The following is a 19,297-nucleotide window of genomic DNA, read 5'->3' as shown; positions in this document are numbered from 1 at the left end:
GTTGTCTCCCAGATAGAGTTTTTGTTCCAGTATTATCACAATTAATAATTTTGTAACTAATAACTGACGTGCGTATATAGTTCCTGTTGGTCAAAAAATAACAGGTGCCCTTATGCTAGCTTCTTGTATCCCATCGTTGAATAGCTCAACATCTTCAGAAGTAATACCATGCCCTTCAAACACGAGTAGTGGGTTTAAACCGATAAAGCGCGGAGATATTGAGGCAAAACAGTTTGTTGATCTCACTAGCATGGACAAGAACCATGGCTTGAAAATGATGGCATCGATCAAAAATGGGAACTTGGTACTTTTAACTGGGAGAAATAAGGGGTTGCTAAGAACGGTAAGTCATAAAATACGTTCCAAGAAAAAACTCTTCCAATTAGATCTTAAAACCCCCAGTGATGTAAAAGCATTTACTGAGCTTTGGATAGGGAGTGATGGTGACTTGCATGCTTGCTACACGACATCGGCTGGCGGGGATGAAGAGTATCACGCAACGATAAATATCAGCGGTCAGTTTATAGATAATTCTTTGCAGAAAAGATTTGAGGTAAAGATTAACAAAAAGCCTGAAGAGTCATTTGTTCCGACTATGATTTTGAAAGATGACAACAAAGTAACTGTGACCAGATCAGATGCAAAGCAAGAATATTATGTCTATGACAAGGATGGGAATCGCGCTTTATTAAATCTAAAAGGGCTAAACCTTTCTCAACATGAGTATATCCAACACATAAAGCCTTGCGGTGCTCACCTTCAAGTAACCATTAAAGATAATCAAAGCAGGGAGAAAATTAGATACTTAGACGGTCGGCACCTTACCCTTAGCGGTAATACTCAATTACTGTCTCCCATTGTATCTGATGAACCACCGATAGGATTTGCTCATTTTAGTGTCAATAACAGTGGACACTTTTCCAATGCTAATCCTTTTATTGGTCGAAAATATAAGCATATAGGTAATCAGTATATTCCTTTATCGGGATGGGTAGACGGTATAAAACACCGTTACACTAGTGGTCGACTCAAGTTACAGCAAGGACGTAAAACTGATGCCTACCTCTCTTTCCTAAAAATGGCCGACCCAGGTATACAAACAGCAGGTCTCTGGGTGAAAGATAGAGTGAGTAAGAATTTTAAACCCGATCAATCTTTGCTTTCTCTGAAATCCAATATATACAAAGAATTTGCAAGTCTTAGACGTTTTCAAACTGAATGGAATTGGGAGCTAGAGAACCAAAATAAAGCGACTAACAGTGCAAAAACAGACTTTCGTTTGTGTCGAACTTTAAAAAATGAGGTGTTGCTAAACAACGTTGATGCAAGATTTGGTATCGAGCAACTGGATGCTTGCCTTGAAGAAAGGTTAACAAAGCAGTTTGATGTCTGTGTTACTGTGCTATCGAGACTTGGGTCTGGCTTTGAAAGTGAACAAGGATCTTATGATGAAAAGTTAAAACAGCGTTTAATCACTATCCAAAAAAGAACCGCGAATATCAAAAGCCACCCTAGCTTTGAGAATTTGTCTTGTAAGAACAAAGTACTTGAGATAGAAACGTGGTTAAATACGCTCACTGATGCAAGTGCGACGCCCATAAAAGAGAAAGATTTAGATCTTTACTTACCTTTTATTGAAAGAACATTGGTTAACACTCGGCTATATTTGGCAATTTCTAGTAATCAAGTCACTGGGATTAAACATCAACACCTTACTAAATCTAGTGTCCAATATAAGATGAAACTTACCCAGAAGCTGGGCGTTGAGAATCAGGCACAATTATTCCAATCGGTAACACAGAACATTGCTTGTCTAAAATCTGCGAAAAAAGTCACCCAAGCACGAACTAGCCTAGGGAAATCTGCGAAGGATACAAAGTGTGGGATAGGAAAGATCTTGAATACATGTATGGGCAGCAATCATCCAGCAGAGCAAATTACCACTCAACTTGCTACACGAACAAGTGCTTTGCCAAAAGGCGACTCATTAACACTTACGGCTGAACACGGAATTAGTGGTTTTGCAGGCATTGCCCATTTCGGGCTTCCTTATCCATTGGGTAAAGGTTGGTTTGCGGGCGTAGTTGCAAACTATGAAAAGCACTACGACTGCAAGCTTGTTGCATTAGGTGATGGAAAAACTCAAGTCCAGTTTGTCCGAAAAAGAGAAAAAGGAGCCACTGTGATGGCAGGTACTGGTGCGGGACTTGAAGATTTAACTAAGTTGGTCAAATACCAGCAGGGATCATTGGTCACAATTATGCCTTTTGAAGCGACATTAGCGATGACAGCAATGAAAGACAGTGAGCAGAGTTTTTCTTTTGATGTTGATAATGAAAACTTAAAAGAAACATTGAGCTACATGTTCGGCACGCGAGACTGGAAACAAGGTTTTGAAGAGCAGTTAGGCAAAACTCAGTTTGTGAGTCGAGAAAAGCAAAAGGTTCAATTGGGTGTCTCGGCTAATAGCGAATTTAGGCTGCAATTAGGGATTGACGCTTCGCCGCACTTTTCATTAGTAGCGCCGAGAACTTATGCGAAGGCAGGAGTATCCATAGCTGTTAGTCGTGAGGATGTCAGGGAGGTGAAGTTAGGAGAAGAAAATAGCGTATTGCAGCAGCGAGATTACGAAAAAGGGATCGATGCTGAACTCAGCAGTGGTGCTAATGTGATGCTGTTTCCTTTACCAGCTCCCTATGCATTGCCAACTGCAATTGATGAAAAAACATTTATGTCCATAAAGCCACTTGGGGATGCACTCAAGTCCGTCCAAACCAAAAAATACCACTCAACTCAATCTGTGCAAGACAAAATGATGAGTGAGGAATGGAAAGCACAAGGTTATCAGGAAGAGGGCTTAGAAGAAGTAATACAAGGTTACAAAAAGTTCTTGGATAAGTCTTCATGGTTGCCTGAGGTAAGAAGTCTAGTAAGTAACCAACTTGAAATCTTGCTAAACGCGTTGGAAACGGGAGGCCATGATGTAGTAAAACCGATTGCCGCGGAAAATATCCCCTATCTCAAAGTTAATTATGATGAAAAAATTCAATGGCGCTCTCGCTGGGCAGACAATATGCGAAGAATGTTTCATATGACGCCCAAACATTCGATCTACTTAAAGAAGGTAATGGAGCCATATTCTGGCGGGGCTCAGTTGATGAAAGAGCTTCGCGCTTCAGCTCAAAGCCAGAGCCAAATGCTCAATGTTAACAAATCGTCATCGGTAACGGCATTAGCCAAATATCATATGCCAATGGGTACACTGTTACGGCTATATCAACAGACTTTAGAACGACTAGATACTGTCCAAGATAGAAAAAAGGTACTTAAGGAACTCCAGTCATTAGATCTACAACTGAAAAGGAAGGGAGAACGAGCGCGAAACTACTATCGACTGGATAAGATAGAATGTACTCGTGAGTCGGCACTCACTCGTCATCCCTCAGGTATTCTGCCCATGATTCAGGTCAAAAACAGGTGTCAGGTAACTTTAACCGAATCCTTAGGTGATATTGAGCTCATATATAAAGAGGATGGTATGGGCATTAAAAATAATATCGACGTATCGATATTGACTGTGCCTGAGTAGCAGCGCTTCATATATTCGGACATGATGAAAAATGACTTTTGCTGCACGCTTTGGCTTTGCGTGATTTGTCACCTTTTTTCACTTCATTCAGGTCGGTGAGATTGGTAAATTCTTAGTCCTCAAAACCAACAAGAGATAACGATTATGGCAGTAACAGCTCCTGGAACCAACGGCGACGAGCATCTTACGACTACTGAAGTTAGTGATAATTTCGAAACGTATATCCAAAATGCGGACCAAGCAATCTCAGATTTTCTTGATGATCCCGCTCACCAATCAGATGGTGCTCTGCAGCTCTCGGCATCTCAGTCTTTAGAACTCCAGCAGTTGATGGCTGATCAGAGTATTGCGGCGCAAACGGGTACCTCAACCCTAAAGGGTGTGAAAGATTCGATTATTGCTGCGGCGCGCAATATCTAACTATGCTGGGGCGTTTGCCCCGCTAGTATAGCTGTTTGTGAGAAGAAGTTATGGTGCAGTTACTCAGTCCAGATAATGCGTTTTCTGGTGCTAACCTTGTTTTATTACTTGTGTTAGCGCTGTTATCTACCGTGTTCTTTATTTGTTTTTCTGGCTTTGTAAAATATAACATTGTCCTGAATATCATAAAGAATGCAGTCGGCACACAGCAAATTCCTCCAACTATTGTTGTGAACTTGCTTGCTGCTTTGATGGCGCTAAATAGTTTATGGCCAGATATTAAGCCTGGTCTCGAGCGAATAAAGCCTTACTTTTCCGAACAACAGCAAGAAGAGCAGCTCAACTTGCCTGTAGATTTAGGTGTTGAAGAAGAAAAACCTCAGAATATTACTATGTATTATTTAGCCAGTAATATTTTTGACTTCTTTCCTGAAGTACTGAAAAGAGCAGAAGATAAGACTAATCAACTGACTTCAATGATTGACATACCACTTAATTTTGATGAGGAAAGTGACACTTTTAAATTCTTTTTAGGTAACTTAATTCTCGATTTATACCAAGGGTTCGAACTTGGTCTCAAGTTGTATATGGTGTTTGTCAGTATAGATTTTCTCATTGCAGTTGTGCTCAGTGGTGTCGGGATGACCATGTTATCCCCAACGGTGATTTCAACGCCAATAAAGCTGGCAGTGTTTTATTTCTCTGACAGCTGGACCTTGCTATTTAGAGCGCTTGGGTAACATGGGTGATCTCTTATTCCCCAGTTGGATGCTGTTTGCGGGTTTTTTCCTTTTTCTAAAAATCTATAACCCGACACGATTATATTTGGATAACATTACTTGTCTTGCGATAGCTATAGCGATGGCAATTTTTGTTGACGTAAGCCAGTTCGATCAATTGCCTACTTTTGGTTGGGTGATTGCAGTGTTTATGTTTGCTGTGTTTTCTTCTGTCCCGTACTGGATAAGTGGCACAGTTGGCAGTGTGATCCAGCAATTACTATTGCTTAATGAACAGTCTGTTCAGGATAAACGTTTTACAGATGAATCAGAGGCATTAGCAAAGCTTGGGAGCTTAACATTTTTAATTTATGCGCTGCAAAGTGGCACACTGTTTCGACCCATAGTCGAAGTCATTACCCAAGGTAAGACAGAAACAGGTGATTTAGACTTTGAAGCGCTATACTTTTTAGTTACAGATAGCCTAACCATGATGGCTATCGTGGCGGGTAAATACATCATTATCATGCTGACGATAACTGTGTGCTGTGGTTACGTTGACTTGTTTTTTAAAAAGGCGTCGCTATCACTTTTTGTCACGCCAAACATTAAAGCAATCGTGGTGATTGTGTTGTTAAATCTCTGGTTGTTACATGACCAGTTTTATGTGTTTAAACAAATGATGCACGAGGTAGGTTATGACTAGAGTTGAGATAGTAGATACAGCTTCAATTACAGCTGGAACTGACGTTCAATCTGAGTTTGATGCAATTGCTCGCGAAGTTGAGCAAACTGATAATGTAAATAATCAAGCTCGTTCTGACAGTGATGAGTCAATGCTCTCAGATGAAGAAATCGCAGATATGATAGTGTCTCAAGGCGTTGTAAATACCTGTATCCGTCAGATGAAAGAAAGCGAAGAACGAATGAAAGAGATCCTCGATGAAGAAGTATAAGAAACTAATACTACTTTGCTTGGCTGTACTCGCTCCTATAGCTCAAGCTGAAGTACTGATTAAACAGCAAGATATAAATTTACAAACTGCGTTAAAAGCAATTGCTAAAGATATGCAAGTTAAGCTAGTTGATGATATCGATAGCAAGACAGAACGTCAGTTAATTACACAAACCTTATCAGGAAGTGGGCCTGAGCTATTAGAGCAGCTTTCAGAAGTTTATGACTTTGATTGGTATGTGTACGGGGGCACCCTTACGGTACAATCTGGGCAAGCCTATATTAATTACTCATATAAGCCGCGTAATATCAAGCCCAAAGCTTTACTCAGAGAACTTAATAATACCTTTAATATTAGTGCTACGACTAAGGTAAAATTAGTCGAGCGTGGAAACTCCATTTTGTTCTCTGGTACTCGAAAGTTTGTCAATGATGCCGTAGGCTATGCCACTATGGTTGACCGTAACCAATTTCTGGAAAATGGTAACGATCTTCAGCTTGCGCGCATTAATTTTCACTATATATCGGTGGTTGATCGCCAAATCGATACGTTTGGTAATTCTGTCGTCTTTCCTGGTGCAATGAGTTTGATCTCTTCTGCCATCATCAATATCGGTCAGTTTCAGAATATAAGTGATGGTGATGCTATTGAAAAAGCCTATAAAGTGAAGCTTAAAAATAGCGAGAAGCAGGAACTGGAAGAAGAAGAAAAGACGTCTAAAGTACAAGCGTTACCGGGATCCAACGCATTATTAGTTCGTGGTACGCCAGAGGAAGTGAAATTGGCGAAGCGTATCGCGGCGCTAATCGATATCAAGCGCAAACAGTTGCTATTTTCACTCAAGGTTTATGATGTTTCAGTAACACGTGGTGAAGATCTTGGTGTCGATTTTAACAGCACTAGAGGCATCTACGATATTGTGGTTAACCCGTTTACTGAGACAAAAGAATTCCTGCAAAGTTTTCAAGCGCTCTCATCTAATGGTGTGGCTCGTGGAGTGTATGAAACGAATTTGTTGATTCTTGAAAATCAACAAGGAATATTTAACAAGAAAGAAACGGCTACGATCAAGCTCGTGTCTGTAGAGGAAGTTCAAACTCAAGAGATAGAAGCCGACAACGGCCTTTATGTTACTGGTCGACTGCTGCCTTCTGGAAGTGTTCAAGCAAAAATTCGCTATATTGAAGAGTCCTTAGATGATAGTGACGACGACGATTCTGCCAAGGCAGAGCCACCACGAGTTAGTTCACAATCATTAGAATCTGAAGTCTATATACACCCTGACCAAACCGTTGTTCTCGGTGGGTTTGACAATACAGAAACTCAGTCAACGGAGACGGGCGTTCCAGTGTTATCTAGTATTCCCCTTCTTGGTGAACTCTTTAAAAGCACAAATGAAATTAAGCGAAAGTACAAACGTTACGTATCTATTTCCTATGAGGTTGTTGAGTGATGTTGAACCATTACTTCAAGGTTAAAGAGTCTTATCAAGATACGGTTATTTGCCATGTCTCGGTAGATACTTTTGTCGGTCAGGAATGTTTTATCAGTACTGTTACTGGTGAGCGTATTCGTGGTGAAGTGATGAAAGTGGCTGGCCATAGAGTAGAAATTAAGTTGCTTCAACCCGGAGCGGTTCAACGAGGCGGTAGAGTTGAAATTACCCCAAGACGTTTTTGCTTCCCGCTCAATGAGGATGCATTGGTCGGTAAAGTGATCAACTGTTACGGTGAATCTATTTATGGCGATGACTATTTAAATCAGCCTGGTCAATTTGAGGATTTGCCGATAGCTGTTGAGCCTATTCCACTGAATATTCGGGCTCCCATTGAAACCGTTTTTCCCACTAAGTTAAAAATCATTGATGGTCTGTTCACAATTGGTGAAGGGCAGCGTCTTGGTCTGTTTGCCCCTGCTGGCGCAGGTAAGACGACGACAGTCTCCATAATGGCCAACAATATGGACGCTGATGTGGTGATATTTGCCATGATTGGAGAACGGGCTCGTGAAGTAGTCGAATTCCTTGAAGGAGAAATAGGCCCAGAGGTAATTCAAAAGTCAATCACCATAGTATCGACTTCTGAAGCGAATCCGTTGGAGAAGGTGCGTTCAGGACTAGTGGCGGTGTCTATCGCTAGACATTATATGGAGCAAGGCAAAAAGGTTGTCTTGTACTTTGATTCCCTAACGCGTTTTGCTCGTGCTCAAGCAATGCTCGATAATACGCCAATTAAAGGTGGAATCCCAATTGGTGTATCACTTGCTTTATCTCGCTTAGTTGAGAGTTGCGGTAATTCAATCCATGGTTCGGTGACAGGTATATTCACTGTTTTGATTGAAAAAGAAATTGATGATGACCCTATTGCGCATGAGGTGAAATCGCTAATCGATGGACACTTGGTGTATTCGACAACGATTGCCTCAACTGGACGATACCCTGCGATCGATGTTTTGAAAAGCAAAAGCCGTTTGCAGAATAAGGTTCAAAGCGAAGAATATGTTCGATTATCTGAACGCGTAAAAGACATGGTGTATCGATATTTCAACGTTGAACTCTTAATTCGGGTTGGTGAATATGAAAAGGGCAATGATTTGGAGACAGATGAGGCGATCGATAGATACCCTCATATAATGTCGTTTCTAAAGCAAGGATTCGATGGAGTTGAATATGAACAAACCCTCGAAGCAATGGAAGGAATTTGGTCAGCTTATTGATATCGTCGATATACGCATTGGTAAGCAGCAAAGGAAGTTAGTTAAGCTGAAAAAACACTATCAGGACCTTCTGAGTATTATTGAACAAAAGTGGCAACAAATAGAACAACAACAGGAAAATTTAAAAACGCTCAACGTTGAAGATGAACCCAATGCATTAAAGCTGCTTTTTATGAGACGAGAAAGTACTAAGTCAGCGATTGAGTCATTATTTTTCGATGCTTCGGTCAATCGTCAAGATGCGGAAGAGCTAGCACTGGAAATAGCAGAAGTAGAAGCCGAGAAACGAAGATTAGAAAAACGAAAAGATGCACTTGGGGAACTACGTGAAGAGTTAAGGTATGTGAAGTCATGATCAATGTGTTTGAAGGATTAGTTAGACAGGATGTAGTGGATGGTAAGGGTGGATTTGAAAAGATCCTTAGCCAAATAGAGCAAACCGCTGGCAAGCCTGATGATAGCAAGTCTTTCGTCAATCGGGATTGTGATGGAGAACTTGAGGTCGTTCCTTTTGAATCTCAAGTGCTTTTGGCTCACCATGCTTTGCCTGCTTTTGAAAGAGGGCCAGTTACGCCGAAAATGCCAGGGCTTGAGAATCTTTCTCCTTTGGTGGTGAAAGATGTTAGTAGACAGCCTTCTTCCGAATTGCTGGACTATCCTAAGATAAGGCTAAATAAAGTGACTTGGCAAAGCATTGTACCTGAAGTTCCCCAAGCAAATAAAGATAGGTTTCAAGGTAGAGTGGTTAAGGGTGAGAGTACTATCTCTAAAGTAAGCACTACTGATATAGGTGTTACGGTAAACAGTTTTAGAGATAATACTTATATGCAAAGTCCTCTTATGCCACCGGCTAGTAAAAAGCTCAGTGATGTACGTGAGCATAGGGTAGACAAAACTATATCGGGTGGAAAACTAGGCAGTAAATCAGACAACCAGGACCATTCTACAGCGCTTTTAGACACTAAGGCACAAAATAAAATTGGTATGGAGTTTCGACACCATAGTTTGGTAATAAATGGTGGTGTGGTATCTGCGTTGGTTCCCCAAAAACAAGACGAACCATTCGGTAAGCACGGTAGTGTAAAGGATAATAACTTTGCCCCTAGTGTTAGTGAGGGTACTGTTACTACCAACAGTGTTAGTTCAGTATCACCGGTAATAAAACCAATGCCGATACTAGGGATGGCGTTCCCTAACTACCATTTAGCACCGGAGCTGTTTTGGCAATACCCTAAGTTAAATAGTTATGTGGTTCTATACCGAAATAAATATTATTTGTTCGAGTTTAATGAACATAAAATAGTAAATTATCTGGAGTATTCAGATGACCGTAATTGATGTTACCGCAGCGTGCTTAGATATAGTTAAAGACGCAATAATAATTTTCTCTTTGAGCTTTGTTATTACAGGTGTGGTTGTGGGTTTGCTCCAGACAGTATTTAGTGTTCAAGATCCTGGCCTTCCCATGGCCGCAAAATTAGTCGTTTTTATTGTGCTTTTGACTCAGGTTGGCGGCAATATCTATGACCAGTTTCATCTGCTCTTCAGGCAGTTGTAATACATTAAACTATTAACGTCTTTGTAGGAGTTTACGTTGAAAAAGTTGCGAGAAATAGTCTTTAAGACTTTGGTAGATATTTTGGGTGTACCAGCTAATCTATTATCTAGAATTGAAGGTGATGAACCTATTGGTATTGAGTTGGTTGATGGTGAAGAGATATTCATTTCTTTACATGATAAGACCATTAGAGCGTTCGTTGAAATTCCAGTACGTGACCGAAGAGTATTATCAGTTAAAGCTCCAAAACTAATGGAATTGCTTGTATCTGATGAGCAAGTTTATATGAGTACCACAAATGATAAACTGATTATGGTGTCTGAATGGGAAGTCAGTGTGGCGAATGTTGAACGGAAACTCGCAGACAAGCTAATGTTATTTAATAAAGCAGTTCATTGCATCAAAGCTTAATCAATAATTGCCTTATCTTGCCTTCAAAGGCAGATAAGGCAGTAGTTGTTAATAACGTCTCATCCCCATAATCTGGCCACCGTTTAAGAAAGTGATGATGATGGTATAGTCATCACCTCTATGCTTGACCTCCACGGTATTACGAGTTGATAGGTAGCGTTCAGCGCTGTAAAAGTTGCGACTAATAGGGAGGTCTGGTAGCCGTTGGTTATCCAGAAAGTTTGAAGAGTGGTCTTCATAAGTAACCGTAAATAAGTCGCGGCTATACCTTTTGACGAAGCCAGTACTGTGACTTTCGAAGTATACAGGCTCATGATCTGCTCCAATTTCTTCAACCACCCATTTAGATTCAAATTCGTTGTCATTGCTGTATATTTGTATTTTGCTTTTACCGTGATAGTCATGTGACATGTGTTTGACTTCATACTCTATGTCGTAGGCAGCTCCAGGTTCCCCGCTAAACCCATAAACAACGAGCAGCAAGATATTAAAGCAGGCTATGACAATGAGACTAGCGTAAAACATTGTCTACCTCACTAAGGGCGAGTTCGGTAATTTGCCCTAATTCAGTGCCTTCATCCAAAATAATCAGGCGGTTAGTAATTTTACCGTTACCATCCACTATCGCTAATGAAAGATTTTGCTTATACAGTAGAATAGCTACTTTGTTTGGTTGAACTTGTTGCTGCTTAAGCCAGTTCACGACCTTCTCTCCTATCATAGCCGCTGCATATAGTCTGTCAGAATAAACTTCAGTGACACCTTTACTGTAACCGATCTTAGGGTATTCAGTTATGTTTTCTGGGCTGATAAAGTGATAGTAGATGTTATAAGATACATTGAATGTGGTAGCTAAAAGTACGACTAAGATAGCGATTTTGATTTTAGAATGGTGTTTGATATCACCAAACAATGAGTTCTTAGGTTGCGATGATTGTGGGGATGAGACATTAATTTCAAGTGCAGAGTCGTCTTGACTCAGCTCTCTAACTATCGACGCATCGAGCATATAACCGACTTTTGAGACCGTTTTTAACCAACGTTGATCCCTGCCATTATCACCGAGTAAGGTGCGTATGTTTCGGATAGATTGAGTTAGAGAGCTATCAGAAACGATTTTGCCCGGCCATCCTTTTTCGATCAGCGCTTCCTTTGAAACTACTTCACCAGCATGACAGCATAGCTCATACAGAGTGAGCAGATCATGGGTACCCATTCGAAGATCCTGGTTGGTTCGCAAATCGTTTTCAGACAAAGTGTTACCAACCAAAACGAAATCTAGTACTTGAAAGGTTCTTGTTATTTTGTTCTTCGCTTCAGTCATATAGTTAGAGAAACTTTTTATATTGTTGATTTTTTTAAGCTTTCCATGTTTTTTGGTAATCAGAATTCGGTGAAACACAGTGATACTTTATGTCCCTACATCTTTGTCATGGAGTCTCTTTTCATAATCAAGATATCATCTATATATATGATATGCCTGTCATCTAATTTGCGCAAAGACTTACAGCGAGACATGTGGCCCAGCCCTACACATATCATTAATGAGAATCATTTCTCATTAATGATTTTTAAAGCTGATAATATTATTACCTAATTTAAACCTCGGTTCCACAAATTAGTATCATTAGCCTGCTATATGATCTTTGAGCGTCTAGTTAGCGGTCAATGAATGAGCTGACTTAAGAGCTATCATGTTGCCCGTTAACCTCCAGTCTGCCGTTTGATTTGGTAGCTCTACCCACTTATCGTTCGGAATGCCATTGTAATTTCTTCAATTCACATTTTCATAAAGTATGAAAAGCTCCTGAAGGCTTTACTTATATTTAAATATACTTTCAATAATATAGGATGAGATTCAGTCCAGAGTGACCCAAATAGCTCAATCATTGATAAAATATCTTATTTATGCAAAGGTTTCGTTTTTTCGCATCTATAATATGCAACAGTTAGCTAATTATCGAAATGATCTCATATTTTTCAGGAGAAAAGGGTTTTAATAGCCAGTGATAGCCTCCCATATAATCTTGACATTACTATATTTCAATCATAGTCCTTTAACTTGCTAGCAAGTATTAGTTTTACGATACTTGAAACTTAGGTAATCATACGCATCATTTATGCTTAACCTTTGTAAAACTTTCACTTGAGAAATATTTCAACTATTTTCAGACTTTTTTTTCGTTTCCCCCCTTAGTTTTTATCTTCTGTTATTGATGGTTTTTTTATGTTTTTTTATTCATATAATAACAAATTTCTGAGATTTTATTCATTTTTATGTTTAGGCTGGCCTTTCTAGTTATGATTTTTTTTGGTTTTTTTCGTTGTGGAGGGGAGAATCCCCAGCTAGTGAGGTGATTATACTGATAATCATATCTATTATCCCATTCCAAGAAAGCACGCCGTATTAAATTTAGTGAAATGTAATGTATGTAATTGATTATGCATAAGTATCTATAGTCTTATTTAAGGTGAAGCAGCTGATTTACATTATTTTTTAATGTTTGATGTTTTAAGGAAGTAAAAGCTGCTAAGTGGTTGCTTCTTTTTATTTCTAAATTGACGAAGGCTTGATTAGTAAAAATATCAAGTTTGAGTTGATATTTTCCATAAAGGGAAATTGGTTAAATGTTGTTAGGAAATTATTTTTCTATATGCATTTTTATACATAAAATACATAGGATCAAAAAATGAAAGCTAATTTTATTCGTTCTTCAATTGCAGCATCGCTTCTTCTTGGCTTGATGTCAGCGACTCCTGCTTTGGCTGAGAATACAACCAATGTTTATTTCAAAGGTGAAATCGTAGAATCAGCATGTGGTCTGTCTCCAGACAGTATCGATCAGACAATTGAATTGGGCCAACAGCCTACTCATATTTTCAAAGCTAAAGGAGATCGTTCTACTCCAGTACCATTTCGCGTGAAATTGACTGATTGTGATACTAACGTGGCTTCTAATGCAGAATTCACTTTTGTTTCTAACCCTGATGCAACTGGTGATCTGTTCAGTGTTGATGGCGGCGCAACTGGCATTGGTGTACGTATCCTTCACAACGGTAATCCAGTGAATAATGGTGATGTAGCGGCAACTAACGTACTTGTTGATGGTACAAACATCGCTTCTTTCTCTGCGGCGTATGAAGCAAACATTGATATTGATGCCGTGAACAAGGTAACGGCTGGTAACGCAGAGTCATGGGCTTTACTACGTGTTACTTATAACTAGTGATCTAGGGTGCTCGGCTGTAAAGCCAAGCACCTATTTTCTATAAATTTATTGGTTGATAAAAATGCGTTGTTTGTTACTTAGCTCAATAGTTGTATTTTCCACTCCTAGTTTATCTTATGCGACAAACTTTAATAATTTCTTTATAAGAAGTGAAAATAGTATTGATTTAAGCAAGTTTTCAACTGCTAATTTTGTAGAAGACGGTAGTTATGATCTGGATGTGTACATTAACGGCGAATTTTTAACTACAGATAAAATATTATTTAGTAATAACGAACCTTGTATATCTGAGGTGTTGGTAGATAGCCTGCCTTTCAATGATCGCGGATATAAACTGTATAAAGAACAAATAGAATCAATTGAAGGTACAGTTTGTTATAAGATTGATAAGATTGAATATACCAAGGTCGTTTCTGATCTTGGTAAAGGCCGTATCGACATATCAACACCACAAGAATACATTGCTAACGAGTATAAATATGGATTTGTGCCTGACCGATTGTGGGATGATGGAATTTCAGCTTTATATCTTGACTACAACATAAACTACTTTTCAAGCCAGCAGGACGATGAAAACGGCTGGAATGATGATTTGTCGACATACGGTATTGTTGGAGCGAATGCTGGTGCGTTTCGCTTTAGAGCCAATTATCAGGCATCCAATAATTATTCAGGTGAGTTTACCTCATTGTATGGCTATACACCTGTGCGCAGTATCAAGTCCAAGCTGACATTTGGTAATACCCAGTTTGGCTCGGATGTGTATGACTCGTTCCAGATGACCGGTGTTCGCTTACAAAGTGATGACCAAATGTTACCGTCTAATTTGCGTGGGTATTCGCCGGTTGTTTCGGGAACTGTAAGTACAAATGCAGTGATTACCGTTAGGCAACAGGGAAATGTACTCAAAGTTGTCAACGTCAATGCTGGTCCATATTTGATCGATGATCTTGCACAAGCTTCTAAGGGCACACTCGATGTAGAAGTTAAACAAGCCGACGGAAAAATTCAACATTACCAAGTTAATGGTGCAGACGTTTTGTATTTGACTCGCCCAAATCACCTACGCTATAGCGTATCGGCTGGAGTTCCAGAGAGTGAGACTTATGAACATAGACCGGAGTTTTTCTCAGCTGAAGCATCTTACGGGATCAACAATTACATATCTGTTTTTTCGGCAACCTTATTATCTGAGGATTACCAGTCTTACACCGTTGGTACAGGGGTTAATCTAAATTACTTTGGTGCTGCATCTATTGATGTCTCTAATGCGAAGGCCAAACTGGGTGATACTAGTGACGTATCTGGTATATCTTACGGTGTTACTTACAATAATACCTTAACTGATTTTGGTTTAGGCTTACGTATTGCTGGATATCGTTTTTCAGAAGAGCAGTATTATGAATTTGATGAATATCTTAACTCTTATGATGATGTAACCTCATCGTTTGTTTATGCTGCAAACAACAATCGTAAAGATGAAAAGCAAATCGCGTTGACACAGAGTTTCGGTGTTACCAGCGCATATGTTTCCTATACCTCTAATAACTACTGGGATAACCGCCGCGATTCTTCTCGTTACGATGTCAACTTGTCACATCCCATAAATCTTAACGGGATCAACTTATATCTGACGCTTAATCTATATCAAGCTGATGATTCATATCTAACATATAACTATGAGTCGGGTATTAGAGAGTACTCACCAAGCAGTGGTGAAAAAGGTTGGTCGTTAGGGATCTCTATTCCTATTGGGGGCAGTAATTCCGTCTCTGTACAAACAAATTCACGTGACGGCGACTACTCTCAGACTCTATCGTACTCCGGATATGATAAAGGGGATGGGTCTAACTATCGAGTTGCTTACGATGTTTATGAAGGTGAATCGAATGGTGTCAGTGGTAACTACAGTCGCGATTTATCTTTTGTTTCAACTTCTTTTGGTGGGAGTTATAAAACCGACTCATTCAGTCAAGTGAACGCAAATGCTACGGGGACTGTATTGTTGTCCGAACATGGATTGGCATACAGTGCACTTAACTCAGGCACATCACGCATTCTTATTGATTCTAGTGTGTCAGACGTCACCATTAATGGTAGCCATCACGAGAAGACTAACGAATTCGGTTTAGCCCTGATCAATGGTGTCACGCCTTACCAAAAGAGCTACAACACTATCGACTTTAAGTCACTGCCTGACAATATTGAAGTGCTCGATAGTGTTAAGAGTATGGTCTTAACTGAGGGTGCGATTGGCTACCAAAAAATAAAAGCGCGAAAGGGTAGCAACTTCCTTGCGCATTTGGAAGGTGATAAAGAGGTTCCGTTTGGCGCTTTAGTCTTTGATGATGAACTTAATCAAGAGATTGGCATAGTTGGCCAAGATTCAACAGTCTATGTGGTTGGAGTCAACATCGATTCAAATATAAGTGTGAATTGGGGAGATAACGAAAGTTGTCACCTAGTCATCGATGAGTCGATTTTGGAAAGTCAAGAAGTCATTCGTTCAGTTAACTGTGAAAACTAAATTAGTAGTTGGGAAAATATGAAAAATTGTATTTTAGCAATCGTGTGCTGCTTGATGGTATCGACCACAGCAAACGCCGCATTAGCACTAGACAGGACTCGCGTTATTTACGATGGCGATTCTAAAGTCGAAACAGTGAAAATAAAAAATCCGGCTGAGACGCCATTTCTTGCTCAGTCTTGGTTGACAGATATGGCAGGGCAGGAAGTACAAGATAAGTTTATTGTGGTACCGCCTGTGCTGAGAATTGAAAGTAAAGATTACGCTATTTTGCGAATTAAATCTTTACCTACCGTTTCTCAGTTGCCTCAAGATAGGGAAACCGCCTATTTTTTACATGTTCGAGAAGTTCCCCCTTCAGTCGAACATAAAGGCCATAGTGCAAATGCCAAGGTAGCCAGTGGATCGATCCAAATTGCTATCGAATCTGTCATTAAATTTTTCTATAGGCCTGAAAGCCTTAAAAAAATCAATCGTATAGACAAGGTAATTGATAGTAGTACAAAAATTAGGCGTTTGAACGGTAACAAGGTTATTATCGAGAATGGTTCGCCATTTTACGTGACTTTCTCTGAACTAAAGTTAGCTGATGGAGAAAAATCCTCAAAGTTTAAACCTTTCATGTTGGCGCCTTTTTCCAGTAAGTCTCTGAAAATTGCGCAAAGTGAACGATATACGCTCAGTCATATCAACGACTATGGTGCTACCGTATCAAACACTTTCGTTTGTAATACACAAAATGTTTGCACAGTGCAAAATAAACAATAGGCCTGGCGATGAGAAAGCTAATTTTAACCCTGCTATTGTTCGCTATTGGGAATATATTCGCCCCGAGTGTATGGGCCCTAGCTTGTTATAGTGAAAGCGAAGGTGGGCATTTTGGTGGCAGTGGTCCAGGCGGCGTGACCAATTTTTATATCGATCCATCAGCATCTGTACCTGTGGATGAAACCAATGGTCAAATTGTATGGCGTGGGCCATCACAGACAGTAACCGTGACCTGCTACAAGGATGCTACACACTATCCTTCTTTTAGATATGAACGAGAACAAGTTTATTTTTGGCCAGGGAAAACAGGAGACACTTCTGTACCAAATATCCCAGGTATAAAAGTCGGCTTTCGCTATGAAGGAACTGACATCTATGGTGTTAAAGCTGCGGTCAACAACTTTGTTGTGCCTGCGTGTCGCAGTGGTGAAAGCTATTCAGATTGTGAAGAGCGAACCAAAACATCACTCACAATTACTTATCAACCAATTATTGTCACTGCGCCCGGTACTTTTACTGGCTATAGCCAAGCGATAAACATCTTCCAAGTTGATGGAGAACATGGGTATAACGGTCTATACGCAAATTATCGAAGCGTGATTGCTAATATGGACATTCTTCAGCCTTCTAAATGCTTAGTTGAGCTAGAAATCCAGAATAATGATATTGACTATGGCCGAATAAGTGCCGATGAGGTTGGTCAAGCTGCGCAGCTTCCTCTCACTATCATAGTCAGAAACTTAAAGTATGGTCCTGATTGCCCATCGGTTAAATTGCGTGGTTATTTTGATAACGTTCGCGATCTTACTAATAAGTCATATATTCCTGTTTTTGATGAAGATGGCAAAGAAATTGATTCTTTAGGTATCAAGTTATACACCCTCGGAGGTCAAGAGGTGGAATTAAACGAACCTGTTGGCGATGGCTATGAAGTTGCACAAGTCGGTTATGACCGTTACATCGCAAAACTAATTCCGCGTGGTTCTTCTGACATCAAAAAAGGTAAGTTTGAGGGAATGGTAGTGTATACCGTTTCTTACTTGTAAGAGAATACTTATGAATTATAAAAAAACTATGTTATTAGCTCTTTCTGTACTTATAGCTAACTCGGCTTTTGCTATTGAAGCTCAGCAGTCGGATGAAAATGAGAAAGGCGTTATTGAAACATTAATATCTAACGGGTTGTATTTTCAGGTAGGGGGAGGTCTTGCGCAATTTAAGGACGACCCTTACAAAAATGACAATGACATCACCAGCTTGAAATACAACATAGGTATTAGTACACAACCATTTAACTTCGAATTCGGTTACCTAAGTTTTTCCGATGGCGATGGTTTTAGTATTAAGGGCTTAGATGTACTGGCTAAACATAAATGGTCTCTGTCACGTGATGGAGGCTTATTTGCTGGTGCTGGTGGCTATTTTTATAATGCTGAAATGAACAAACAATTTCTGGACTCACCGCCAGAAACTAGTGGTGTATCACCATACCTTTCGGTTGGCGGTTACTATGCTTTGAGTGAATACATTGATGTTTCCTTACAGTTTGACAGCTTTTTCAATGTGAGTGTGATCGATCAATACTACGATAAAAAAGATAGTAAGCAGCTTAACCAAGTTAGCTTGTCTTTGATCCTTCACCCATGGTCAAACAGCCGCTACGACGCTCAACCTATAGAGTTTATTGAAGAACCAGTAAAACAAGAGGTGAAGTTAGGCCAAAATAGTGCAGAATATAGTTATGATGATGCTACGCTTAGCGCTGAGATGAAGGAGCAACTAACTCAGTTCGCAATTAAAGTTACTGAATTAGAAAGCTATGATGTGGTAGTAATTGGTGGAGCAGATAGTAAGCCTGGATTTGTAGAGTATAACACTCGACTAGCTCGAAAGAGAGCAAAGCGAGTAGCGGACTTTTTGATTTTACACGGTGTGGACGAGAGGAATATTCATCTTGAGACATCTGTTGTTGAGAAAGAAGAAAGTGATCAAGATGCTCGTAAAGTTGAAATAGCTGTCAAAGGTACAAAGGTCGTTAATACATATTAATGGTTAGCCTAGTACTCTGAACGTTAAATAAAGCCCCTGCAAATTAGTGAGGGGTTTTTACTTTTGGAATATATGGGATTTATATTTTTAGACTAGAGGTTACTTAGCCTATTTTAGTAGATAACTATACTATATTCACATTATTCTTGGACCAGCTATTAGGACAGGGTTTAAATACCCACATTACTATAAAAAAGCAGTTATCCATGCTAACGAACAAATTTATAGCTTGTAAACTTAACATTACATTTTCTTAGAGTGATGGTTTTACCCCCTCAAAGTGCTGTGATTCTTCCGCGATTAAAAATTAATATTTTCTACTTTATCAAGGTAAGTTGTGGTTTTAATTAATCTT

18 protein-coding genes are annotated in these 19,297 nt (G+C 39.6%); 16 read left to right on the top strand and 2 right to left on the bottom strand.

What is annotated here, in order from left to right:
• The first annotated feature begins 112 nt into the window (after nucleotides 1–112).
• From FIV01_RS17295 to FIV01_RS17245, 11 genes are all read left to right on the top strand, one after another.
• Nucleotides 113–3,589, top strand: coding sequence for a hypothetical protein (locus FIV01_RS17295; RefSeq protein WP_152432225.1), 3,477 nt, complete (start codon nucleotides 113–115; stop codon nucleotides 3,587–3,589).
• Nucleotides 3,590–3,733: 144 nt separating this feature from the next.
• Complete coding sequence (locus tag FIV01_RS17290; protein WP_152432224.1) at nucleotides 3,734–4,009, top strand: hypothetical protein; 276 nt, start codon at nucleotides 3,734–3,736, stop codon at nucleotides 4,007–4,009.
• A 50-nt stretch (nucleotides 4,010–4,059) separates the two neighbouring features.
• The gene (locus FIV01_RS17285) at nucleotides 4,060–4,749 is read left to right on the top strand and encodes a flagellar type III secretion system pore protein FliP (protein ID WP_152432223.1); all 690 of its coding nucleotides are present in this window, start codon (nucleotides 4,060–4,062) and stop codon (nucleotides 4,747–4,749) included.
• A 1-nt stretch (nucleotide 4,750) separates the two neighbouring features.
• Entirely contained in the window at nucleotides 4,751–5,434 is a 684-nt protein-coding gene (locus FIV01_RS17280; protein WP_152432222.1) for a type III secretion system apparatus protein VscT2, read from the top strand.
• A complete protein-coding gene (locus FIV01_RS17275) occupies nucleotides 5,427–5,684 on the top strand; it encodes a hypothetical protein (protein ID WP_152432221.1) in 258 nt (85 codons plus the stop codon). Before FIV01_RS17280 ends, FIV01_RS17275 begins: the two co-directional genes overlap by 8 nt.
• Entirely contained in the window at nucleotides 5,671–7,137 is a 1,467-nt protein-coding gene (locus FIV01_RS17270) for a secretin N-terminal domain-containing protein (RefSeq protein WP_152432220.1), read from the top strand. The genes FIV01_RS17275 and FIV01_RS17270 overlap by 14 nt, the downstream gene beginning before the upstream one ends.
• Nucleotides 7,137–8,399: a type III secretion system ATPase VscN2 gene (gene vscN2, locus FIV01_RS17265; RefSeq protein WP_152432219.1), complete on the top strand. Its 1,263-nt coding sequence runs from the start codon at nucleotides 7,137–7,139 to the stop codon at nucleotides 8,397–8,399. The genes FIV01_RS17270 and vscN2 overlap by 1 nt, the downstream gene beginning before the upstream one ends.
• On the top strand, nucleotides 8,353–8,754 hold the full coding sequence (locus FIV01_RS17260) for a hypothetical protein (RefSeq protein ID WP_152432218.1): 402 nt from the start codon (nucleotides 8,353–8,355) through the stop codon (nucleotides 8,752–8,754). The genes vscN2 and FIV01_RS17260 overlap by 47 nt, the downstream gene beginning before the upstream one ends.
• A complete protein-coding gene (locus tag FIV01_RS17255; protein WP_152432217.1) occupies nucleotides 8,751–9,737 on the top strand; it encodes a hypothetical protein in 987 nt (328 codons plus the stop codon). The genes FIV01_RS17260 and FIV01_RS17255 overlap by 4 nt, the downstream gene beginning before the upstream one ends.
• Entirely contained in the window at nucleotides 9,724–9,957 is a 234-nt protein-coding gene (locus FIV01_RS17250; RefSeq protein ID WP_114783466.1) for a flagellar biosynthetic protein FliQ, read from the top strand. The genes FIV01_RS17255 and FIV01_RS17250 overlap by 14 nt, the downstream gene beginning before the upstream one ends.
• A gap of 36 nt (nucleotides 9,958–9,993) precedes the next feature.
• The gene (locus FIV01_RS17245; RefSeq protein WP_152432216.1) at nucleotides 9,994–10,368 is read left to right on the top strand and encodes a hypothetical protein; all 375 of its coding nucleotides are present in this window, start codon (nucleotides 9,994–9,996) and stop codon (nucleotides 10,366–10,368) included.
• 48 nt (nucleotides 10,369–10,416) lie between these two features.
• Here the strand turns inward: FIV01_RS17245 and FIV01_RS17240 are convergent, their stop codons facing one another.
• A complete protein-coding gene (locus FIV01_RS17240; RefSeq protein ID WP_152432215.1) occupies nucleotides 10,417–10,893 on the bottom strand; it encodes a hypothetical protein in 477 nt (158 codons plus the stop codon).
• Nucleotides 10,880–11,584, bottom strand: a complete 705-nt coding sequence (locus FIV01_RS17235) for a winged helix-turn-helix domain-containing protein (RefSeq protein ID WP_246210522.1) — start codon at nucleotides 11,582–11,584, stop codon at nucleotides 10,880–10,882. The genes FIV01_RS17240 and FIV01_RS17235 overlap by 14 nt, the downstream gene beginning before the upstream one ends.
• Nucleotides 11,585–13,058: 1,474 nt before the next feature.
• On the opposite strand from FIV01_RS17235, the gene FIV01_RS17230 reads away from it, so the two are divergent.
• The 5 genes from FIV01_RS17230 (at nucleotide 13,059) to FIV01_RS17210 (ending at nucleotide 18,942) form a co-directional block, all read left to right on the top strand.
• Entirely contained in the window at nucleotides 13,059–13,595 is a 537-nt protein-coding gene (locus FIV01_RS17230) for a fimbrial protein (protein WP_152432214.1), read from the top strand.
• A gap of 64 nt (nucleotides 13,596–13,659) precedes the next feature.
• Nucleotides 13,660–16,125, top strand: coding sequence for a fimbria/pilus outer membrane usher protein (locus FIV01_RS17225; RefSeq protein ID WP_152432213.1), 2,466 nt, complete (start codon nucleotides 13,660–13,662; stop codon nucleotides 16,123–16,125).
• An 18-nt stretch (nucleotides 16,126–16,143) separates the two neighbouring features.
• Nucleotides 16,144–16,893, top strand: a complete 750-nt coding sequence (locus FIV01_RS17220) for a fimbrial biogenesis chaperone (protein WP_152432212.1) — start codon at nucleotides 16,144–16,146, stop codon at nucleotides 16,891–16,893.
• A gap of 8 nt (nucleotides 16,894–16,901) precedes the next feature.
• Nucleotides 16,902–17,939, top strand: a complete 1,038-nt coding sequence (locus FIV01_RS17215; RefSeq protein ID WP_152432211.1) for an adhesin — start codon at nucleotides 16,902–16,904, stop codon at nucleotides 17,937–17,939.
• A 10-nt stretch (nucleotides 17,940–17,949) separates the two neighbouring features.
• Nucleotides 17,950–18,942, top strand: a complete 993-nt coding sequence (locus FIV01_RS17210; RefSeq protein ID WP_152432210.1) for an OmpA family protein — start codon at nucleotides 17,950–17,952, stop codon at nucleotides 18,940–18,942.
• Nucleotides 18,943–19,297 lie beyond the last annotated feature (355 nt).

It is taken from the genome of Vibrio aquimaris (assembly GCF_009363415.1).
Classification (GTDB): Bacteria; Pseudomonadota; Gammaproteobacteria; order Enterobacterales; family Vibrionaceae; genus Vibrio; species Vibrio aquimaris.
This window is presented reverse-complemented; position numbering and strand designations above follow the sequence as displayed.